The sequence below is a fragment of the Roseiarcus fermentans genome, assembly GCF_003315135.1.
GTDB classification, from domain to species: domain Bacteria; phylum Pseudomonadota; class Alphaproteobacteria; order Rhizobiales; family Beijerinckiaceae; genus Roseiarcus; species Roseiarcus fermentans.
In genome coordinates, this window is sequence record NZ_QNRK01000030.1 from 1 (window position 1) to 18,787 (window position 18,787).

Annotated in this window: 17 protein-coding genes; 11 read left to right on the plus strand and 6 right to left on the minus strand. The window is 68.5% G+C overall.

Annotated elements, in window-relative coordinates; all coding sequences use genetic code 11:
- The first annotated feature begins 98 nt into the window (after nucleotides 1-98).
- A complete protein-coding gene (locus tag DFR50_RS33660) occupies nucleotides 99-281 on the plus strand; it encodes an autotransporter-associated beta strand repeat-containing protein (RefSeq protein WP_113891516.1) in 183 nt (60 codons plus the stop codon).
- 345 nt (nucleotides 282-626) lie between these two features.
- Entirely contained in the window at nucleotides 627-2,402 is a 1,776-nt protein-coding gene (locus DFR50_RS22500; protein WP_113891517.1) for a sulfatase family protein, read from the plus strand.
- A 67-nt stretch (nucleotides 2,403-2,469) separates the two neighbouring features.
- Here the strand turns inward: DFR50_RS22500 and DFR50_RS22505 are convergent, their stop codons facing one another.
- The 3 genes from DFR50_RS22505 to DFR50_RS22515 form a co-directional block, all read right to left on the minus strand.
- A complete protein-coding gene (locus tag DFR50_RS22505; protein WP_113891518.1) occupies nucleotides 2,470-3,474 on the minus strand; it encodes a CorA family divalent cation transporter in 1,005 nt (334 codons plus the stop codon).
- Between the two features lie 33 nt (nucleotides 3,475-3,507).
- Nucleotides 3,508-4,512 (minus strand): magnesium transporter CorA family protein, encoded by a 1,005-nt coding sequence (locus tag DFR50_RS22510; RefSeq protein ID WP_245428050.1) that lies wholly within the window; start codon nucleotides 4,510-4,512, stop codon nucleotides 3,508-3,510.
- A gap of 110 nt (nucleotides 4,513-4,622) precedes the next feature.
- Entirely contained in the window at nucleotides 4,623-5,459 is an 837-nt protein-coding gene (locus DFR50_RS22515) for a beta-keto acid cleavage family enzyme (RefSeq protein WP_245428054.1), read from the minus strand.
- A gap of 78 nt (nucleotides 5,460-5,537) precedes the next feature.
- On the opposite strand from DFR50_RS22515, the gene DFR50_RS22520 reads away from it, so the two are divergent.
- Nucleotides 5,538-6,866 (plus strand): aspartate aminotransferase family protein, encoded by a 1,329-nt coding sequence (locus DFR50_RS22520; protein ID WP_113891520.1) that lies wholly within the window; start codon nucleotides 5,538-5,540, stop codon nucleotides 6,864-6,866.
- Nucleotides 6,867-6,980: 114 nt separating this feature from the next.
- On the opposite strand, the gene DFR50_RS22525 is transcribed toward DFR50_RS22520, so the two are convergent.
- Nucleotides 6,981-7,889, minus strand: a complete 909-nt coding sequence (locus tag DFR50_RS22525) for a LysR family transcriptional regulator (RefSeq protein ID WP_113891521.1) — start codon at nucleotides 7,887-7,889, stop codon at nucleotides 6,981-6,983.
- Between the two features lie 79 nt (nucleotides 7,890-7,968).
- Between DFR50_RS22525 and DFR50_RS22530 the strand changes: the two genes are divergently transcribed.
- From DFR50_RS22530 to DFR50_RS22560, 7 genes are all read left to right on the plus strand, one after another.
- On the plus strand, nucleotides 7,969-8,574 hold the full coding sequence (locus tag DFR50_RS22530; protein WP_113891522.1) for an NADPH-dependent F420 reductase: 606 nt from the start codon (nucleotides 7,969-7,971) through the stop codon (nucleotides 8,572-8,574).
- Between the two features lie 145 nt (nucleotides 8,575-8,719).
- Entirely contained in the window at nucleotides 8,720-9,496 is a 777-nt protein-coding gene (locus DFR50_RS22535; protein ID WP_113891523.1) for a bestrophin-like domain, read from the plus strand.
- A 179-nt stretch (nucleotides 9,497-9,675) separates the two neighbouring features.
- Nucleotides 9,676-10,368, plus strand: a complete 693-nt coding sequence (locus DFR50_RS22540) for a LolA family protein (protein WP_113891524.1) — start codon at nucleotides 9,676-9,678, stop codon at nucleotides 10,366-10,368.
- A gap of 150 nt (nucleotides 10,369-10,518) precedes the next feature.
- The gene (locus tag DFR50_RS22545; protein ID WP_113891580.1) at nucleotides 10,519-12,408 is read left to right on the plus strand and encodes a hybrid sensor histidine kinase/response regulator; all 1,890 of its coding nucleotides are present in this window, start codon (nucleotides 10,519-10,521) and stop codon (nucleotides 12,406-12,408) included.
- 56 nt (nucleotides 12,409-12,464) lie between these two features.
- Entirely contained in the window at nucleotides 12,465-13,193 is a 729-nt protein-coding gene (locus tag DFR50_RS22550; RefSeq protein WP_147262859.1) for a class I SAM-dependent methyltransferase, read from the plus strand.
- A gap of 144 nt (nucleotides 13,194-13,337) precedes the next feature.
- The gene (locus DFR50_RS22555) at nucleotides 13,338-13,589 is read left to right on the plus strand and encodes a hypothetical protein (protein ID WP_113891526.1); all 252 of its coding nucleotides are present in this window, start codon (nucleotides 13,338-13,340) and stop codon (nucleotides 13,587-13,589) included.
- 214 nt (nucleotides 13,590-13,803) lie between these two features.
- Complete coding sequence (locus tag DFR50_RS22560; protein WP_113891527.1) at nucleotides 13,804-14,610, plus strand: exodeoxyribonuclease III; 807 nt, start codon at nucleotides 13,804-13,806, stop codon at nucleotides 14,608-14,610.
- Here the strand turns inward: DFR50_RS22560 and DFR50_RS22565 are convergent.
- Nucleotides 14,577-15,605, minus strand: a complete 1,029-nt coding sequence (locus DFR50_RS22565; RefSeq protein WP_113891528.1) for an SGNH/GDSL hydrolase family protein — start codon at nucleotides 15,603-15,605, stop codon at nucleotides 14,577-14,579. The genes DFR50_RS22560 and DFR50_RS22565 overlap by 34 nt on opposite strands.
- A gap of 527 nt (nucleotides 15,606-16,132) precedes the next feature.
- Between DFR50_RS22565 and DFR50_RS22570 the strand changes: the two genes are divergently transcribed.
- Entirely contained in the window at nucleotides 16,133-17,182 is a 1,050-nt protein-coding gene (locus tag DFR50_RS22570) for an SDR family oxidoreductase (RefSeq protein ID WP_113891529.1), read from the plus strand.
- A gap of 121 nt (nucleotides 17,183-17,303) precedes the next feature.
- Here DFR50_RS22570 and DFR50_RS22575 read toward each other — a convergent pair whose 3' ends face one another.
- Entirely contained in the window at nucleotides 17,304-18,539 is a 1,236-nt protein-coding gene (locus DFR50_RS22575; protein ID WP_113891530.1) for a DUF924 family protein, read from the minus strand.
- Nucleotides 18,540-18,787 lie beyond the last annotated feature (248 nt).

Genomic DNA, 18,787 nt, shown 5'->3' on the forward strand with positions numbered 1-18,787 from the left:
CTCAGCCGAAACGTTAACCAAAGGCGCCTCCTCTCAGGCCGAGGTGGTACCCTTTTGCCTGTCGCCTCCGGTCCCCTTTTGCATGTCGCCCGACACTCGTGGCCGCGTCGCCTGCGCCATCCGGCTCGAAGGGCCGGCCTTTCTATCTTGGCGGCCCCGCCACGTTGACCACGACCGCCGGCACGACGACGTTTTCGGGAGACAATCGCTACTTTGGCGCGACGACGGTGCGCGGCGGGACCCTGACCGCATCGGGCGCGAACGCCGGAACGGCGCGCTGACGGGCGCCGTCGCCTCCGCCGGCGGCGGCCGCCCCGCGCATCCGCTGTCTCGCGCGTGCGACGCTTCGGCGAGGATCTTTCGCGCAAGGCGCTGACATCGGCGAAACAGGGCCGGATCGGCATCTGTCTGCGAAAGCCGCAGCCGTCGCTCCGATGGGCGCGCGCCGTGCGCCAAACCAGGGTTTCCGACCTCGTCATGATCCGAGGCGCACTGCGACGACCTTTGTTCATGCAGGGCCGCGATGTGTGCGTGCGGTAGCGCGGCTCGTTTCTCCCAGCCGGCGGCGGAGCCGCCGTCGCGCCACAAACGGGGTGCAGTCAGGCCGGATCAGAAGGACGGGTGGAATGTCCGACGATCGAACCGAGTTCAAACCGTCCCGACGCGACCTCCTGGCCAGCGGCGCGGCGACCATTCTCGGCGTCGATCTCCTGCACGCGAAGCCTGCCGCCGCGGCGCAGGCCTCAGCGCCCGATGCGCCGCCTGCCGGCTACAACATTCTGTTCATCCTCGTCGACCAGGAGCATTTCTTTCCGAAATGGCCGTTCCCGGTCCCGGCGCGCGAATGGCTGAGGGCGAACGGCGTCACCTTCTCCAACCACCAGGCGGCGTCCTGCGTCTGCTCGCCCGCCCGCTCGGTCATCTATACGGGAGCGCACATCCAGCATTCCGGCGTCTTCGACAACCTGAACTATCTGTGGCAGCCGGACCTGTCGACGTCGATCAAGACGATCGGACACCGGATGCACGACCTCGGCTATCACGCGGCCTATCAGGGCAAGTGGCATCTCAGCGCCAATCTCGATCAGACGCGGGTCGCGATCGATGCGCCGATGGCCGACTACCGCAAGATCATCGGCAGCTACGGCTTCGACGACTTTTTTGGCGTCGGAGACCTCATCGACGGCGGCCTCGGCGGCTTCACATACGACGGATTGACCACGGACCGCACGGTCAGCTGGATGAGAAACGAGGGCGCGGCGCTTCGCGCCAAGGGCCAGCCGTGGTTCCTCGCCGTCAATTTCGTCAATCCGCACGACGTGATGTACATCGACTCGGATCTTCCCGGTCAGGTCGTCCAGGGCAGGAACCCGGCGATCGCGATCTTCCCGACGCCGCAGGACCGGCTTTACCAGGAGCGCTGGGACGACCTGCCGCTGCCCGCGACCAGGAGCCAGCCGCTCGACGCGCCGGGCCGGCCCAAGGCGCACGCCATCTATCAGTCCATTCAGGACATGATGGTCGGGGCGTGGCCGGACGAGGATCGTCGCTGGCGCATCCTGCGAAACTACTACTACAATTGCATCCGCGACTGCGACCAGCAGGTCATGCAGGTGTTGAAGGCGCTGAAGGACACCGATCAGGACCAGAACACGATTATCGTGTTCAACGCCGATCATGGCGAACTCGGCGGGCATCACCAGATGCGCGGCAAAGGCAACTGCGCCTACAAGGAGCAGAACCACGTGCCGCTGATCGTCCGTCATCCCGCCTATCCGGGCGGCGTAACCTGCGATGCGCTGACGTCGCAGATCGACCTTGCGCCGACTCTGATCGCCCTGACCGGTCTGGAACCGTCGAGGCGGGCGAAGGCCGCCGAGGGACTGGTCGGCCGCGACGTCTCGGGCTTGCTCGGGAAGGGCGGCGCGGCGAAGGTCGACGAAGTCCGCCCCGCTACGCTGTTCAATTACAACATGCTCTCCTATCAGGACGTCGCATGGGCGGAACACTTCGTTCAGATCATGTTCTCGCGCGCGGTCACGGATGCGGAAAAGATCCAGGAATTCCTGAAGAACGACCCGGACTTCGGCGAGCGCGTCGGCATCCGCAGCGTATTCGACGGGCGCTATCGCTTTTCCCGCTATTTCGGGCAGACGGATTTCAACACGCCGACGACGATGGAGGCGCTGCTCGCCAAGAACGACGTCGAACTCTACGATCTGAAAGAGGACCCCGACGAGATACACAATCTGGCCATGGATCCGGTGAAGCATGGAGACCTTCTGATCGCGCTCAACAAGGTCGCCAACGATTTGATCGCCGCCGAGGTCGGCCTCGACGACGGCGTCTTCCTGCCGATCCGCAACGGCAAATGGTTCTTCCCGCCGCCGAGCGAACGGTGAGGCCTCGTCCGAAGACCATCCCAATTCCAGTGGCCGATGCGGAATTCGCGACGTCGATCCGGAGCGATCACGCGAACATCCGGAAGCGCCGGATCAACAGGAAGACGGCGAGCGCGGCGAGCGCGCACAGGCCGCTGGCGTAGAGCGTTCCGTAGTCGGACTCGGTGAAGGGCAGGTTTTTCGTGTTCATGCCGAAATAGCCGGTTACGAAGGCCGGCGGCAGCAAGAGCGTCGTGACCACGGTGAGCAGGAACAGGTTCTTGTTGGTCGCGGAGGCGAGTTGCGACGCCGCCTCTTCCTGAAGGAGCCGGGCCCGGTCGCCTTGCAGATGCAGGTCGGAATGGAAGGAGGCCACCCGCTGCCTGACCCGACGTCCGAGATCGCGGTAGATTTCCAGCGCGCTCTGCGAGCGGTGCTGATCGAGTTGCCCCAGCACGCTCAGCGCGCCCTGGACGAGACGGTCCTGCTTCGAGATCGCGCGCCTGAGCTTGAGCAGCTTGCCGGTCTCGTCGCTCATCGCCTCGGACAGGACGCGGTCCTCGATGCGGTCGATCTCCTCAGCGATCGATTGCGCGGCGGCGCCGAGCGAATCCGCCGCTTCCTCGAGCATGCGCTCGAACAGCCCGGCGCTTCCCTCGAACCTGGCGCCGTTCTCGATTCTGGCCCTCAGCGCGTGGGCCGCCCTCACCGGGTGACGCCGCGCGGTCAGGAGAAACTGGGGTCGCAGAACGAACCGGAGGTCGGTGGGATCCTCCGAGGCGGCCATGAGATCGCGCTGAACGTCCAGGAGAACGCCCCACAGGGCGTCCCCGCCCCAGTCCAGGCGCGGGTGCGTGTCGGGAGACAGCAGGACGGCCTTCGCCTCCTCCGGCAGACCTTCCTGAGCGCCGATCCAGTCGCGGGTGCGCGCGTTGGCCAGAATCACGTGCGCCCAGACAAACCGGCGCCCGTGAATCAGATCGACAGGTCGATCCTCGGGAAGGAGGGCGCCCACTCCGCTTCCGTCGAACTCGAACGCCCAGGCCAAGCCAGGCGCCACGCTGGCGAGATCCACCCTGGACTGTTCCCTCATCGCCTGCCTCCTCGTCGCGACGGAAACCGCAGCCTACAGCCACTTCTTCCAGCGGAAGAAAACATACGGCAGCACCGCCGCGCACACCATCAGAAGCAGCGCGAACGGATAGCCCCACGTCCATTCCAGTTCCGGCATCACCTTGAAGTTCATACCGTAGATCGAGGCGATCACGGTCGGCGGCATGAAGATGACCGCGAGCACGGAAAAGAGTTTGATAATGTCGTTCTGCGCCAGGTTGATCAGCCCGAGCGTCGCGTCGAGCAGAAACTGCACTTTTTGCGCCTTGAAGCTCGCGTCCTCCTCGAGCGACTGCAGATCGCGCAGCGCCGTCTTGGTCGCCTCGCGCGCCGCCCGCTGCGCCTTGTCGGCCTTGCCGCCCTCCCCGTTCGCGTCGGCCATCAGAAACAGCAGCAGCCGCTCGATCGACACCATGCTTTCGCGCAGATTGGAGATCTTCTCGTCCTCGAGCCCGAGATCCCAGAGCGTGTCGGAATAAATCTGGCTGCGCCCCTCCATTTTCTCCTTGGCGTGAAACACCCGGCTCGCGATCGCGTCGAGGCGGACCCCAACCTGGTTCAGCGCGCGGGCCGAGCGGTTGATCACAGTGTTGATGAGTCCGGTCGCGATGGCGTCGGGCGAGCGCGCGGCCGCCTGCGCCCTGCAGAGCTTCTGGGCGTAGATGTCGAACGATTCGCAGGCGTGGTAGCGCACGGTGACCAGCGCCGTCGGCGCGATGACGAAGGTGACGTCGGTGATGTCGGGCGTGTCCTTCGGCTCGCTGATCACGCTCGCCTGGAGGTAGCGGACGCCGTTCTCTGCGTAATGGGCTTCCGGCGGCTCGGCGTAGTCGGGGTCGGCGCGGGTGGCGATGGCGACGCCGACGAAAAGCTGGACTTTCTCGTCCTCCTCCGCGGTCGGCTCGATCATGTCGATCCAGATCGTACCCTCCGGGATCGCCTCCTTGGGCGCGAGAACCTTGCGCGACAGGGGGGCGGACGGCGCAGGCGCCTGCGACAGACAATGAACGACGATCAAGCGCTGCTCTCCAAAATCCCGGTTTCATATCCCTGTCGCACAGGTTCCCGTCAGTTTGGCGACACCCGCGCGAGTGCGCCCATTCCGCTGCTCCGGCGGGGGGGGAATCCCTAGCGCAGCAGCGGCTCCGCCTCCGCTCGCAGCCCATCCGCGTCCTCGCTCACGAAGCCGAGATCGGCGAGCGCCCGCGCCACGGCGGCGACGAGGTCGGCGTTGCTGTCGGCGCGCTCTCCGGACGGCAGCGTCAGATTGTTTTCGAAACCGACCCGCGCATGGCCGCCGAGCAGCGCCCCCGCCGTCACGCACGCGGCCTCGCGCCGGCCGAAAGCGCAGACGCTCCAATGGGCGAAGCGGGGCGCGCCGGGCGCGAGAAACGGCAGCAGGTCCGCCGGCGCCGCGGTCCTGAGCAGCGTGAAGCGACCGAGGACGTAGAGCACGGCGACCGAGTCGAAGGGGACGACCCCGCGCCTGTGCATGTCCGCGAGCCGGGCGGCCTCCTCCGGGCTGTAGAGGATGATCTGCGGCCAGATCCGCATCCGCTTCAGGCGGACGAGGAAGTCGGCGAACGGCTTTTCGTCCCCGGCTTCCGGCGCGAGTTCCCGCAGCGCGAGCGACGCCGCCTCCGGGTTGGTCGCCAGCACCACCGCCATCTGCTCGGCCGGCGCGTATTTCCCGAGCGACTCGCTGGTGATCTGCACCACGAGGCGGTCGCCGACCGTCCGGCAGATCGCCGAGATCGCCGCGCGATAGGCCTCGGCGTCGAGCAGGTGGGCGCCGTCGGAATCGCGCACGTGCAGGTGGAGCATCGCGGCCCCGGCCTCGAGGCACTCGGCGGCCGCGCGCGCCAGGTCGTCGGCCGTCATCGGCAGCCCGGGATGGTCGGCCCTGGTCTTGCGGCCGCCGTTCGGCGCGACCGCGATCGCCACGCGCCTTCGCTGAACCCCGATCACGCCGCCCGCCTTTCCGATCGCCTCGCGGGTTCCTATGATTCGCCCGCCCGCCACGCCCGGCTTTGAGGAATGAGAATGACGCATATTTTGCATCGTGCGGCAAAGGTCGTTCCGCCCGTCGCCGTTTCGGGCGCGGGCGTGGAGATCGTCGACGCCGACGGCCGGCGCTATCTCGACGCCTCGGGCGGCGCCGCGGTGTCCTGTCTCGGCCACGGGCACCCGGACGTCGTCGCCGCCCTCCATCGCCAACTCGACGCGCTCGCCTACGCCCACACGGGGTTCTTCACCTCGGAGCCGGCCGAAAAGCTCGCCGACCGCCTCGTCGCCGATGCGCCGGAAGGCGTCAGTCACGTCTATCTGGTCAGCGGCGGCTCGGAAGCGGTCGAGGCCGCCCTCAAGCTCGCCCGGCAATATTTCGTCGAGATTGGCCAGCCGCAGCGACGGCGCGTCGTCGCCCGCCGACAGAGCTACCACGGCAACACGCTGGGCGCGCTCGCCGCGGGCGGCAATGCGTGGCGGCGGCGCCCGTTCGAGCCCCTGCTGATCGAGACCCATCATGTCGACCCGTGCTTCGCCTACCGGTTTCAGCGTGAAGGGGAGAGCGACGCCGACTACGCCGCGCGCGCCGCCGGGGCGCTCGAGGCCAAGCTCGTCGAGCTCGGCCCGGAGACGGTGGCGGCCTTCGTCGCCGAGACCGTGGTCGGCGCGACCGCCGGCGCCGTGCCGCCGGTGGCGGATTATTTCCGGCGCGTGCGAAGACTCTGCGACCGCTACGGCGTGTTGCTCATCCTCGACGAGGTCATGTGCGGCATGGGCCGGACGGGGACGCTGCACGCCTGCACGCAAGAGGGCGTCGCGCCGGACCTGATGACCGTGGCCAAGGGCCTCGGCGGCGGTTACCAGCCGATCGGCGCGGTGTTTCTCGCGCGAAAGATCTTCGACGCTGTCGCCGACGGATCAGGCGCCTTCCAGCACGGGCACACCTACATGGGGCATCCGATGGCCGCGGCGGCGGCGCTCGCCGTGCAGGAAACGATCGCGCGCGACGACCTGCTCGCCAACGTCCGGGCGATGGGCGATCGTCTGCGCTTGCGCCTCGTCGAACGCCTCGGCGCGAGCCCGCACGTCGGCGACATCCGCGGCCGGGGCCTGTTTCGGGCGCTGGAATTGGTCGCCGACCGGGCGACACGGGCCCCGTTCGATCCGGCGTTGAAGCTTCATGCGCGGATCAAGCGCGAGGCGATGGCCCGCGGTCTGATGGTCTACCCGATGGGCGGAACGATCGACGGCCGGCGCGGCGACCACGTCCTCCTCGCGCCGCCGTTCATCGTGACCGAGGCGCATGTCGAGGCGATCGTCGATCGGCTCGGCGAGGCGGTCGAGGCGGCGCTTCGGAGCGTGTGATAATGAGCGATCCGCTTCGGGACCCGATGGCCGGCCGCTCCGGTTCGCGGGGCCGGAAGAGCCCGTGACGACGCCCTGAGCCGGAAGCCGGCGCCCGACCCGTCGCCGGCGCCCCTACGGGCGCGCGGCAGGCAGCACGACATCGACCAGCCAGCGCACCAGGTCGCTTCGGCCGCGCGCGGCGGACACCACGGCCGAGACCGGAAACGAGCCGAGCTCCAGGGGCGGGGCGAAGACCGAGAGGCCGAAGCGCGGCGCAAAGGCCGCGGCGATCCGCGACGGCAGCGTCACGACGACATCGCTTTCCGCCGCCGCCGCGAGGGCGGACAGGAAGTAGGGGACCGCCGCGACCACCTCGCGCCGCATGCCGTTCGCCCGCAGCGCCGCATCGACCACGCCTTCGAGGTCGCCGTCGAGCGACACCACGACGTGGCGGGCGGCGAGATAGGCTGCGATGGCGAAAGGGCCGGGGCCCTCATGCCCGCGCGACGCCGCAACGACGCTGTACGTCTCGTCGAACAGCGTTTTCGACGCGACCGACGCCGGCAGGGCGCCGAACCGGCCGATCGCGACCTCGACCGTTCCCGCCCGAAGCGCTTCCACGGCGGCCCGGCGAACCAGCGGCCGAAAGCTCAGCCGGAGATTCGGCGCCGCCTCGCCGAGCCGCGCGATCAGCGGCGCCGCGAGCAGCGCGCAGTGATAATCGGAGGCCGCGATCCGCACCACCCCGGCCGCCTCGGCCAGATCGAAGGCGCGCGAATCGACCATGTCGCGGGCGAGCGCAAACAGCCGGTCGAGGTCCGGCGCCAGCGCGAGCGCCCTCGCCGTCGGCGCCAGTCCGTGCGGACGGCGGACGAACAGCGGGTCGCCGAAGATCGCGCGCAATCGGGCCAGCGCGTGGCTGACGGTCGATTGCGTCATCGCCAGTTCGCGCGCCGTGTCGGTCGCCCGCCGGGTGCGCAGGAGGCTCGCGAGGACGGTCAGGAGGGTGAAGTCCAGGCTTCTGATATCGACATGCGCCATATCCGACTTCAAATCTCTTCATTTGAATCGATATCAGTCTGCGCCCAGATTGAGCCCCGAACAACCGCGGAGGCGAAGGGTGAAGATCGCGATCATCGGCAGGGGCGCCGTCGGCAAAGCCATCGGCGGCGGCTGGGCCGCCGCCGGCCATCAGGTGGTCTACGGCGTTCGGGCCCCCTCCGCCGCGGACGAGACCGAGACCGCGCCGGCCGCGGCGGACGCCGACGTCGTCGTCATCGCCACGCCCTGGAGCGCCGTCCCCGTCGTCGTCGCGGCGGCCGGCGGCCTCGCGGGCAAGACCGTGATCGACTGCACCAATCCGCTCGCCCTGATCGACGGACGGCTGCAACTGGCGATCGGTCACACGACCTCCGGCGGCGAGACGCTGGCCGCGCTCGCGCCCGAGGCCTCCGTCGTCAAGACTCTGAACCAGCTCGGCGCTGAGAACCTCGGCGGCGCCCGCCGCTTCCCGGCCCCGCCCGTGATGTTCGCAGCCGGCGACGACGCAACCCGCAAGGCCGTCGCGCTCAGGCTCGTCGGCGACCTCGGCTTCGAGGCGATCGACGCCGGCCCGCTGGTCAACAGCCGCCTGCTCGAATCCCTGGCGATGCTGTGGATCGACCAGGCGCTGGCCCGCGGCGCCGGACGCGCCTTCGCCTACGCCCGCATCCGTCGCGCGACCTGACGGGGAGGCCCCGACGAGAACGTCAATGCCGTCAACGCCAGGTCGCCCGGGCGGATCGCCCTGGCGATCGCCAATCCCGGCGCCCGCCGCGATCGCGGCGCTCGGCGAATAGGCCGGGTCGTTCGCCTCGAGCGGGAGGACACGCATGCGCGCACTCACCAGGGCGGCCGCGATCGCGGCGGCGAGTTTCCTCTTCGGCGTTCTCGGCTTCGGCCTGCACATGGCCGCGCCGACCGCCATGCTGGCCGATGCGCACGGCATGATCGGATCGATCGCGGGTCTGATCGGGCTCCTGCTCGCCCTGGTCCTCGGCCTGGTGATCTGGACCAGTCACGGCGTCTACACCACGCAGGTCACGGAATCTCTGTCGCTCGGGCCGATCGTGATGCAACTCGACCATGCGTTCGAGCAACTGGGGCCGAAGGGACTCGAGGGGCGGAAACTGCTTCAGGGGCAGGTGCGGAGCCACCGGGAGCGGTTCTGGGGCGAGGACCGGCGCCGCCGCGGCGCGATCAGCTACGCGGTTTCGCGGGCGGACACGCGCGACATGGCCGAGTGTCTCGCCCGGATCGCGCCCGCCGACGACGGCGAGCGGCGGCTCGTCGCCACTACGCAATCCCTGTCGGCGTCGATGATCCAGACGCAACTCCTGATGGCGCGGCAGCTCGCGACGCCGCTGCCCCCCATCCTGCTCGCCGTCGTGGTGGGCTGGTCGTTCCTGCTGTTCTTCGCCTATGGCCTGTCGTCGGCCGCCAACCCGATCAGCCTCGTCATGGCGGCGCTCGGCGCGGTCGCGGTCGCCAGCGCCCTCCTGCTCATCTTCGAATTGATGGACCCCTACGACGGCCTCTTCCACATTCCGCCGGCGGGGATCGATCACGTGCTCGCCGCCATCGGCGTCCGGAGCGACGCGAAAGCGTGAGCGCCGCCCGCGCCGCGGCTTTCCCATCGATCGCGACGCCGCTGCGCCCGCGCGGACGCCGACCCGGCCCTTCCGCCGGCCTTCGCCATAGAAAGCGCACAACTCCGCGCCACTGGCGTCCCCGCGGCGGGCATGGGAAAGAGCGCGGCGGTCGGCCGGCGAAAGGACACGGGGAAGACATGGCTAACGGCATGCGATTGCTGGCGCTCGCTCTGACGGCGCTCGTCTCGGCCGGCGCCGCGGCCCAGAACGCGCCGCTGGACCTGCAGCAGCCGGTCAAGCTCGCCAAGGCGCCGAAGAGCGGACCGACGGCCAACCTGTCGGCGGCCGACGCGGTCGCCCGCGCCAACGCGTGGCTCGACGCCGCGCGCGTGATCACCGCCGATTTCGTCCAGATCGCCCCCGGCGGCAAGCGCTCCGAGGGCCAGTTGACGGTCCAGCGTCCCGGGAAAATGGCGTTCAAATACGCGGACCCGGCGCGGTTCGAGGTCATCGCCGACGGGCGCAGCGTCGCCATCATCGACCACAAGCTCAACACCCAGGACGAGTATTTCATCGGCCAGACGCCGCTCAAGTTCCTGCTCGCCGACCACATCGACCTCGCCCGCGACACGCAGGTCCTCAGCGTCGCCCAGGACGAGAAGGCGGTGACGATCGAGATCGAGGACAAGGCGGCGCTCGGCGGCTCGGCGCACCTCGAGCTGATCTTCGATCCGGCGACCTTCGCCCTGAAACAATGGACGGTGATCGACGCTCAAGGCTATCAGACCGTGGTGACGCTGTTCAACCTCGACCTGGCGACCCAGCCCGATCCCGACCTCTTCCACATCGACGAGAGGCTCCCGACCCGGCAGCTCGGCAGGGGACGATAATCCTTTCGGAGGACAGTCACGGGTGTATCGAAGGGATGACAAGCGGGCCGGCCCATGGTTTCATGAGGCTGGGGCAAAATGTCGCAGGTCATAGAGATTTTGAGCGGAAACGTCCAATTCGAGTGTGGCCATCGGCCGCCGGGCGCGGCGATGAACGCGGAGCTCGCGTCGCTCGCCGACGTCCTCGACGCCGCGGTGGTGATCATCCACGATGTCGAGGGCCGGATTCTGCATTGGACCTCGGGCTGCGAGCGTCTGTACGGCTACCCCCGGTCGGAGGCCGTCGGCGAGCGCGTCCATGATCTGCTCGACACCCGCTATCCCGTTGAGCGCGCCGAGATCGTCGCCACGCTGGCCGAGCGCGGCGCGTGGCAGGGCGAACTCGACCATCGCGCCCGCGACGGCTCGCGGCTGTCGGTCCAGAGCTTGTGGACGACGCGACAGTCGGCCGACGGCGCGACCAACGCGGTGCTGCAGAACAATCACGACGTCACCAGCCTGAGGCGGACTCAGGCCGAGCTGGCTGCGCGCGAGGCGCACCTCAGCTCCATTCTGGCGACGGTTCCCGACGCGATGATCGTCAGCGACGACCACGGCGTGATCACCTCCTTCAGCGCCGGGGCGACCGCTCTGTTCGGCTACAGCCCCGACGAGATCGTCGGGCGGAACGTCAAGGTGCTGATGCCGGGGCCCTACCGGGACGATCACAGCACCTACATGGACAACTATCTGCGCACCGGCGAGGCGCGGATCATCGGCTACGGCCGCCTCGTGCAGGCGGTCACCAAGGACGGCAAGATCTTTCCCGTCGAACTGGCGATCGGCGAGGCGACGGGCGCCGGGCGGCGCATCTTCACCGGCTTCATCCGCGATCTGTCGAGCCGGCAGAAGATGGAGCAGGAATTGCGTCAGGCGCAAAAGATGGACGCGATCGGCCAGCTCACCGGCGGGGTCGCGCATGACTTCAACAACATATTGACGGCGATCATCGCCAACCTCGAGCTGCTGGCGCCGATGCTCGAGGACCCCGACCACCGCGAGCTGGCGCGCGAGGCGCAGGGCGCGGCGCAGGACGGGTCGAAGCTCGCCGCCCAGCTGCTGGCCTTCGCGCGCCGCCAGCCGCTCAACCCGAAGCCGACCGACGTCGGCCGACACGTCGCCGGCTTCGCCGAGATGCTGCGCCGCACGCTGGGCGAAGCGGTGGCGCTCGAGCTGTCGGTCCCGACGGAAGCGCTTCTGGCCGTGGTCGACGGCGCGCAACTGCAGAACGCCGTGCTCAACCTCGCCATCAACGCGCGCGACGCGATGCCGCGCGGCGGCCGGCTCGCGGTCGAGATTTCCCAGGTTCGCCTCGACCCCGACTACGCCCAGATGTACCCCGAGGTGCGCACCGGCCGCTACGTGCTGGTCACGGTCACCGACACCGGCAGCGGCATGACCGAGGAGGTGCGACGCAAGGCGTTCGACCCGTTCTTCACCACCAAGCCGGTCGGCTCGGGCACGGGGCTCGGCCTGAGCATGGTCTACGGCTTCGTCAAGCAGTCCGGCGGGCACATCCAGCTCTATAGCGAGTCCGGGCACGGCACGAGCGTGCGCATCTACCTGCCCTACGCCGAATCCGCCGAGCCGGAGGCGGGGCCGTCCCGCGCCCGCCCGCCTGAGCTGCCGAAGGGCTCGGAGACGATTCTGCTGGTCGAGGATGACCCGCGCCTGCGCCGCGTGCTGAGCCGGCGGCTGAGAAGCCTCGGCTATGCCGTGGTGGAGGCGGACAACGGCGCCCAGGCGATGGCGGAGCTGGTGGCGCGGCCGGAGATCGCGCTGATTTTCACCGACATGGTGATGCCGGGCGGCATGACCGGCCTCGAACTCGCCCAGGCGGCGGTCGCGATGAAGCCCTCGGTCAAGATCCTGTTCACCTCCGGCTACGCCGAGCCCGCGATCGCCCGCCTCGGCCTCAGTTCCGGCGCGTGGCTGAAGAAGCCGTACACGGCGGACGAGCTCGCGGAAAAGGTGCGCGAGGTGCTGCGCCAGGGGGGCTGAGGCGCACGGACCCGGCGCCCCATTTCCGGCCCGTTCGTCGGGGAGGAATGACGCCGATGACGGCGTCCATCCCCCTCGAGCCCGAGGCGGCGCGCGACGCGCTCGCGCGCCCGGCTTTCGATCTTCTCAGCCATCTCGGCGGCCAGGTCGGCGGGGCAGCCCCGCGGCGGATCGGCGTGCTGCACACCGGGCCCGCGCCGGCCGGCGGGCGCATCGGCGCGCTCTTTCCCGGCGCCGTGATCGAAACGCTCGACCTGCGGCGGCCGGACAGCGCGCCGGACGTTGGGCGCGATCCCTACGACCTGATCGCCTCCGAGGGCGCGATCGAGTGGCGACCGGCGCTGCGCCGGCTTCTGCCGCGGTTGACCGCGAGACTGCGCGACGGCGGCGCGCTCGCCGCGCTGTTGCCGAACGACCTCTACGAGCCGTACCGGGCGGCGGCGCGGCTGGTCGCGGCCGACGGCCCCTGGACGAACACGCTCCTGCCGGTGGCGAAGACACGGCCGTTCAACGTCACGCTGGAGCAGCTCTACGCCCTCCTGAAACCGTGGTGCGCCTCGGTCGAGGTGTGGGAGACGACCGCGCTGCGCGCCTTCGACAGCGTCGAGGCGATCGCCGCCGCTGTGGGGACCGTCGCCCTCGCGCCGTTCCTTGCCCCGCTCGACGCCCCGTCGCGGGCGCAATTCCTCGATCGCTACCTGAGCGGATTGCGAGAAGCCTATCCGGCGCAGGCGGGCGAGGCGCTGGTCCGGCTGCCGATGATCTATGTCGTCGCCCGACGGTAGCGCGCGACGTTGCGCCGGGCCGAGGCTCGGAGCGTCGGGCTTCGCGCTCGCCGCGGGTCGGGACGGCGGAGATTTTCGCTTCGGCGCGGAACTTCAGGCGCGCTTGCGGCGTTGATCGGGGATGACCCCGGGAGGACGAATGTGATGACGAAGCCAGCCGAAGACGACCGCCAGCCGGAAGCCCTGGCGACCTTCGCCGCCGCCGCCCGCAACGAGGGGCGGAAGCCTGCCGATCTGGGTCTGACCGCCACGCCGGAAACGGAAGGCAAGCCGGGCGACCTCGCCGCCGAAGAACAGGACGCTACCGACATCCTGAACGCCGGCGCGACCGGCGACACGGAAAAAAAGGACGCGGCGATCGCCCGCAGGGTCGAGGCGGACAAGCGGGCGGGATAGCGTCTCGTCGCGCTTCAAGGGGAGGAAGGCCGGCCGGCGCGCCCCTGCGAGGTCCCTTGGCCTGCACGCGCCGTCGGGTCGCGCGGCGACCACGCGCCCCGCTTGATGGCCGGTCCCGCGTCGCCGGCGCCGCGCTTGTGGGAAAGCTCCGCCCTCCCCTTGCGTCGGCGGCCTGGCTGGGGTTTGTGGCGTCTCCCCCGTCGAGGCCGCGCCTTTGGATTTCTCCGTCGCCACCTGGAATATCAACTCGGTCCGCCTCCGCATCGACCTCGTGACCCGCTATCTCGCCGAGAAGGCGCCGGACGTGCTGTGCCTTCAGGAGACGAAGTGCCCGGACGCCAATTTTCCGCACGGCGCGTTTCGGGACGCCGGCTACCGGCACATCGCGATCAGCGGCCAGAAGGGCTATCACGGCGTCGCCATCGTCTCGCGCATCCCCTTCGCCTCGCATTCCGTGCGCGATTTCTGCCTCAAGGGCGACGCGCGCCATCTCGTGGTCACGCTCGACGGCGCCCTCGGCGGCGTCGACGTGCACAATTTCTACGTGCCCGCCGGCGGCGACGAGCCCGATCCGGAGATCAACCCGAAATTCGCCCACAAGCTGGCCTTCGTGGACGAGATGGCCGAATGGGCGGCGGCGGAGAAGGCCGCGGCCGGCCGGGCGATCCTGGTCGGCGACCTCAACATCGCGCCGCTCGAGCACGACGTCTGGAGCCACAAGGCGCTCCGGAACGTGGTTAGCCACACGGCCATGGAGGTAGAGAAACTCGCCCACGCTCAGCAGGCCGGACCCTGGGTCGACGCGCTGCGCAAGTTCGTCCCGGACGAGGAAAAACTCTACACCTGGTGGAGCTACCGGTCGCCCGACTGGGCCAAGGCGGACAAGGGGCGCCGGCTCGACCACGTCTGGGTCAGTCCGGCGCTCGGCGAGGCGGTCGCGGGGATGGAGGTGTTTCGTGAGGCGCGCGGCTGGACGCGTCCCTCGGATCACGTTCCGATCAAGGTCGCCTTCTCGCTCTGAGCGCGCAAGCCTCGCCGGACGGCGCGCGCGAGGCCGAGCCCGGCGAGACCGGTCAGCATCATCGCCCAGGTCGAGGGCTCCGGCGCGCCGACCGGATCGGGCTTGCCCTCGAGCACGTCGTCGGCGACCTCGGCGGTCAGGGCGTGAGCGGCCGCCGTCGGGTGCTCCGTGTCCCAGAACACGTACTGGCCGGGGTCGGCGCATTCCGTTCCGGGCGTGTCGTAATTGCCGCTGAAGCACGGATCGGCGGCGTTGGCGAAGCCGTATCGGGCCGGGTTGGCCACGACGTTCCGGATCGCGTTGAAGACCGGGACGTCGAACACCGCGAGCCCCTGCGCCTCGAGCGGCTGGAGGCCCTTCAGCACGCCCTGGTTGAACGCGCTGGCGAGCGTGCCGGCGAGCCTCCCGTACTTTTCGAACGCGGGAACGACCGAGAGGTCCGGGACCTGATAGAAGAGGAGGTCGCGGGCGCCGTCCGTGTAGAGCTTGTCGACCGCCGACACGGTGTTGTCGACCGCCTGCGTGAGAAACGTCGACAGCGCGGCGCTGTTCGTCGCGTCGGCGGCGAGCGCATTGCCGATGTCGTTGGCGCCGATGTCGAGCGTGTACAGCGCCCCGGTCTTCGGGGGCGACAACACGGTGGAATGGAGGGTCGTGAAGGAGTCGACCTGCTGGTCGAGGTCGACGAGCGGAACGCCGGGATTGACGATCGTCGGCCCCGTCTGGGCGCCGCCGACGGCGAAATCGTCGCCGCCGCGCGCGCTCGGCGTCACCGGGCCGAGGCCGAGGTCGGCCGAAAGGTCGTCGACCCAGTTCGGGCCGTTGCTGAAACGCCCATCGTAATAGGGCGCGATCGGAATCTTGCCGCCGGACGCGGCATAGACGTTGCCGACGTCGGACAGGCTGTCGCCGAACGCGTACAGCGCCGTGTAGGCCGACGCCGGAGAAGCCGCGAATCCCGCGATCGCCGCAACCGCCGCAATCCCCTTCCGCATCGCATTCCTCCCGGGCCAATTCCACGTGATGGAACGTTAACGCAAAATGCCGCGTGATGGAACGTTAACGCAAAAGGAGGCCGGATAGTTCCGCGTCGGCGCGCGGTCGTCCTCGCCTCCGGCGCGCGCGCAGGCCGGGACGGGCGCCTCGCATTGAGCGTTTTCACGGCTGCGACCGGATATTCCCGATAGCCGTTCACGCCGCGAGCGGCCTTGGCGCCATGTCGTTCAGAGAAGCGGATGCGCGAGGCGGCGACGCCCGTCCGTCCAGAAAACGCCCCGATGCGCACAAAAGGCCCCTTGACCTTAAACTTAGGTTCAAGGTGTAGCATCCCATGGCGGATGAGGAAACCTCTGTGACGCCCGGGAAATGACAACGCTTGGAGCGCGAGCGCCGCGCGCGGGAGGGTCTGGTTGAGCTTGGCCGGCCTCGTCGTCGGTCATCGCTTCGCTCCGCTTCCGCCTATCCGCTCGCCAGGCGCATCCGCTCGCCGACCGAGCCCACTTCGAGAAAAGGAGAACCGTAGATGGCGCGCGTACTGGTCACGGGGGGCACCGGCTTCCTCGGCGCTCATTGCTTGATTCAATTGCTGGCGGCTGGGCATGAGGTGCGGACGACGGTGCGCGATTTGGCGCGCGCCGGCGAGGTGAAGGCCATGCTTCGGCAAGGCGGCGCAGGGTCCGGCGCCGATCGTGTGACGTTCTTCGCTGCGGATCTCAATGCCGACAACGGCTGGCCTGAGGCCGTCGCCGGCTGTGACTATGCGCTCCACGTCGCCGCGCCCTTTCCGGCCAGGGCGCCCAAGGACGAGAATGAGCTGATACGGCCCTCCCGTGACGGCGCCCTGCGCGTGCTCAAGGCGGCGCGCGACGCCGGCGTCAAGCGGGTGGTGCTCACCTCGTCGTTCGCGGCGATCGGCTACGGCTCCAAGACCGACAAGGCTGCCTTCACCGAGAGCGACTGGACCAATCCCGACGATCCGACCGTTCAACCCTATCAGCGGTCGAAGACGATCGCCGAACGCGCGGCTTGGGACTTTATCGCCCGTGAGGGCGGGACCATGGAACTGGCCGTGATCAATCCTGTCGGTATCCTGGGACCCGCCCTCGGCCCCGACATTTCGACCTCGATCCACATGATGAAGCGAATGATCGACGGCGATACGCCAGGGTGTCCGGACGTGTGGTTCGGCTTTGTCGATGTTCGCGACGTGGCCGATCTGCATATCCGAGCGATGACCAATCCGGCGGCGCGCGGTGAACGGTTCCTGGCGACGGCCGAGCACTTCCTCAGCGTTCACCAAGCTGCGCAGATCTTGAAAGATAAGCTTGGGGCCGAGGGACGCGCCATTTCAACACGCCGCCTGCCCAACTGGCTCCTGCGACTCGTCGCGCTCTTCGATCCCGAAATCCGGGGTTTGGCGACAGAGCTCGGCAAGCCGAAGGACGCCACTTCGGAGAAAGCGCAGCGTCTCCTGGGCTGGAAGCCCAGAAGCCCCGGGGATGCGATGCTCGCGACGGCGCAGAGCCTGTCGAGCCTTGGACTGCTGAAGGCGCGCCAGGTCAGGATGAATTGAGGTCCATCATTGCGAGCGAAGCGAAGCAATCCACGCCGGGGACACTGCGGCGGCATGGATTGCTTCGCCTTCGGCTCGCAATGACGGCGGGTGTTTCCACCTGATTTCATCATGCGCTAGACTAATAGCTCGTCTCCCCCTCCTCCTCATCCTCCTTGTGGTCCAGTTCCGCGAGTTCGCGCATGAGGCGGAGGAAATCTTCGAAATGGATAAGGCCGTCGCCGTCCCTGGCGGCGAACCGCAGCATGTCGTGGATCTCTTCGGAGGTCACGAGTTCGTCGATGCCGTGGATCGCGAGCTTCAACTCCTCCTCGTCGATATAGCCATGGCCCTCGCGGTCGAACATCTTGAAGCGGTTTCGCAGGCGCTTTTCCGAATCGCTCGTCAGGTCGGTGCGCAAGAGGGCCGCGAACTGATCGAAATGGATGCCGGGCGCATTGCTCTCGTGCGTGATGCGGTCGATCGCCTCCTGCGCCCGCTCGGGCGAATAGTGGTGGCCCAACCTGTCGAGCACGTGGATCAGTTCGTCGCGCCCGAGCACGTTGTCGCCGTCGAGGTCGAACTCGCGAAAGGTCTCCTTCACGCGCACCACCTGCTTGGGCGTCAGCCACGTCGGGGCGAGCGAGCCGAAGCCGTCGGCGCGGTGCTCGTCGGTCAGGGCGTCGAGACGCTCGATCACCTCGAGCGCGTGCTCGGTCGCCCGCCACAGCTTGAGCGCGTCGTAGCCGAAATGCGGCGCCCCGCCGTCGACGATCAGCGGCAGGTCGAAGCGCATCTGCGGATTGTCGAGCAGCCGGCGGCCGATCTCGCTGGTCTCGCGGCCGTAATAATGATCGCGGTGGGGGAAATGGCCGACGAGATCGATGATCCTCAGGTGCTCGTCGAAAATGGTTCTGAACACCCGGAAGTCCTTCGGCAGCCGCGCCTCCAGGCGGTCGTAGAATTCGAGGCATTGCCGCTGGTCGTCCAGGTTCTCCTGATGCGTCAGGATGAGACAGGGGACGAACAGGCACTCCTCCGGCCGCAACACGTCCAGCCACGCGTGTCCCGCGTCCACGACGCCTCGCGCGCGGCCGTCCCCTGCGAACATGTCCTTGGTATGGCGGTAGATGTTGCGCGGGAACTGGTCGAGCAGGATCATCAGCGCCAGCGAGCCTCTCGGCGTCTCCATCCAGCCGTCGAGGCCGCCCGCGAGCGCCGTCTGCACGAGGGAGCCGAACCTCGCGGCGATCGTCGCGTCGGTTTCGGCGTCCTTGCCGAACCAGAGCTTGAGGCAGGCGAGCGCGTCGAGGTCCCCGCTCCCGCTCCGTCGAAACATGTAGGCGATGATGTCGTTCTGCGTCGCAAGACCATCCATTGGGCTACCCGTGTCGTTTCTCTGGGGGATCGACTTCGATGTGTTGACAGGCGTGAATTACGGCTGGATGACCAGCGTCGCGCGGTCGCGCCCGCGCCTATGTTTACGGCGCGCTCTTTTCCGCCGCTAGGCCGAAAGCGGCAAAACATTCAATTCCTTGCCGTCAGCCCGGGGGGCGCCCGCGGTCGCCGCTCCGCTCCCTCGGGCTTTGCTCGGGAAAGGGGCGCGACGCGGCTCGGGAGCGCCCG

What these genes read in the sequence shown, in the direction of transcription:
- DFR50_RS22500 (WP_113891517.1), top strand. Translation starts at nt 627, where the DNA reads ATGTCCGACGATCGAACCGAGTTCAAACCGTCCCGACGCGACCTCCTG.
- DFR50_RS22505 (WP_113891518.1), bottom strand. Translation starts at nt 3,474, where the DNA reads ATGAGGGAACAGTCCAGGGTGGATCTCGCCAGCGTGGCGCCTGGCTTG.
- DFR50_RS22520 (WP_113891520.1), top strand. Translation starts at nt 5,538, where the DNA reads ATGACGCATATTTTGCATCGTGCGGCAAAGGTCGTTCCGCCCGTCGCC.
- DFR50_RS22525 (WP_113891521.1), bottom strand. Translation starts at nt 7,889, where the DNA reads ATGGCGCATGTCGATATCAGAAGCCTGGACTTCACCCTCCTGACCGTC.
- DFR50_RS22535 (WP_113891523.1), top strand. Translation starts at nt 8,720, where the DNA reads ATGCGCGCACTCACCAGGGCGGCCGCGATCGCGGCGGCGAGTTTCCTC.
- DFR50_RS22540 (WP_113891524.1), top strand. Translation starts at nt 9,676, where the DNA reads ATGGCTAACGGCATGCGATTGCTGGCGCTCGCTCTGACGGCGCTCGTC.
- DFR50_RS22545 (WP_113891580.1), top strand. Translation starts at nt 10,519, where the DNA reads ATGAACGCGGAGCTCGCGTCGCTCGCCGACGTCCTCGACGCCGCGGTG.
- DFR50_RS22550 (WP_147262859.1), top strand. Translation starts at nt 12,465, where the DNA reads ATGACGGCGTCCATCCCCCTCGAGCCCGAGGCGGCGCGCGACGCGCTC.
- DFR50_RS22555 (WP_113891526.1), top strand. Translation starts at nt 13,338, where the DNA reads ATGACGAAGCCAGCCGAAGACGACCGCCAGCCGGAAGCCCTGGCGACC.
- DFR50_RS22565 (WP_113891528.1), bottom strand. Translation starts at nt 15,605, where the DNA reads ATGCGGAAGGGGATTGCGGCGGTTGCGGCGATCGCGGGATTCGCGGCT.
- DFR50_RS22570 (WP_113891529.1), top strand. Translation starts at nt 16,133, where the DNA reads ATGGCGCGCGTACTGGTCACGGGGGGCACCGGCTTCCTCGGCGCTCAT.
- DFR50_RS22575 (WP_113891530.1), bottom strand. Translation starts at nt 18,539, where the DNA reads ATGGATGGTCTTGCGACGCAGAACGACATCATCGCCTACATGTTTCGA.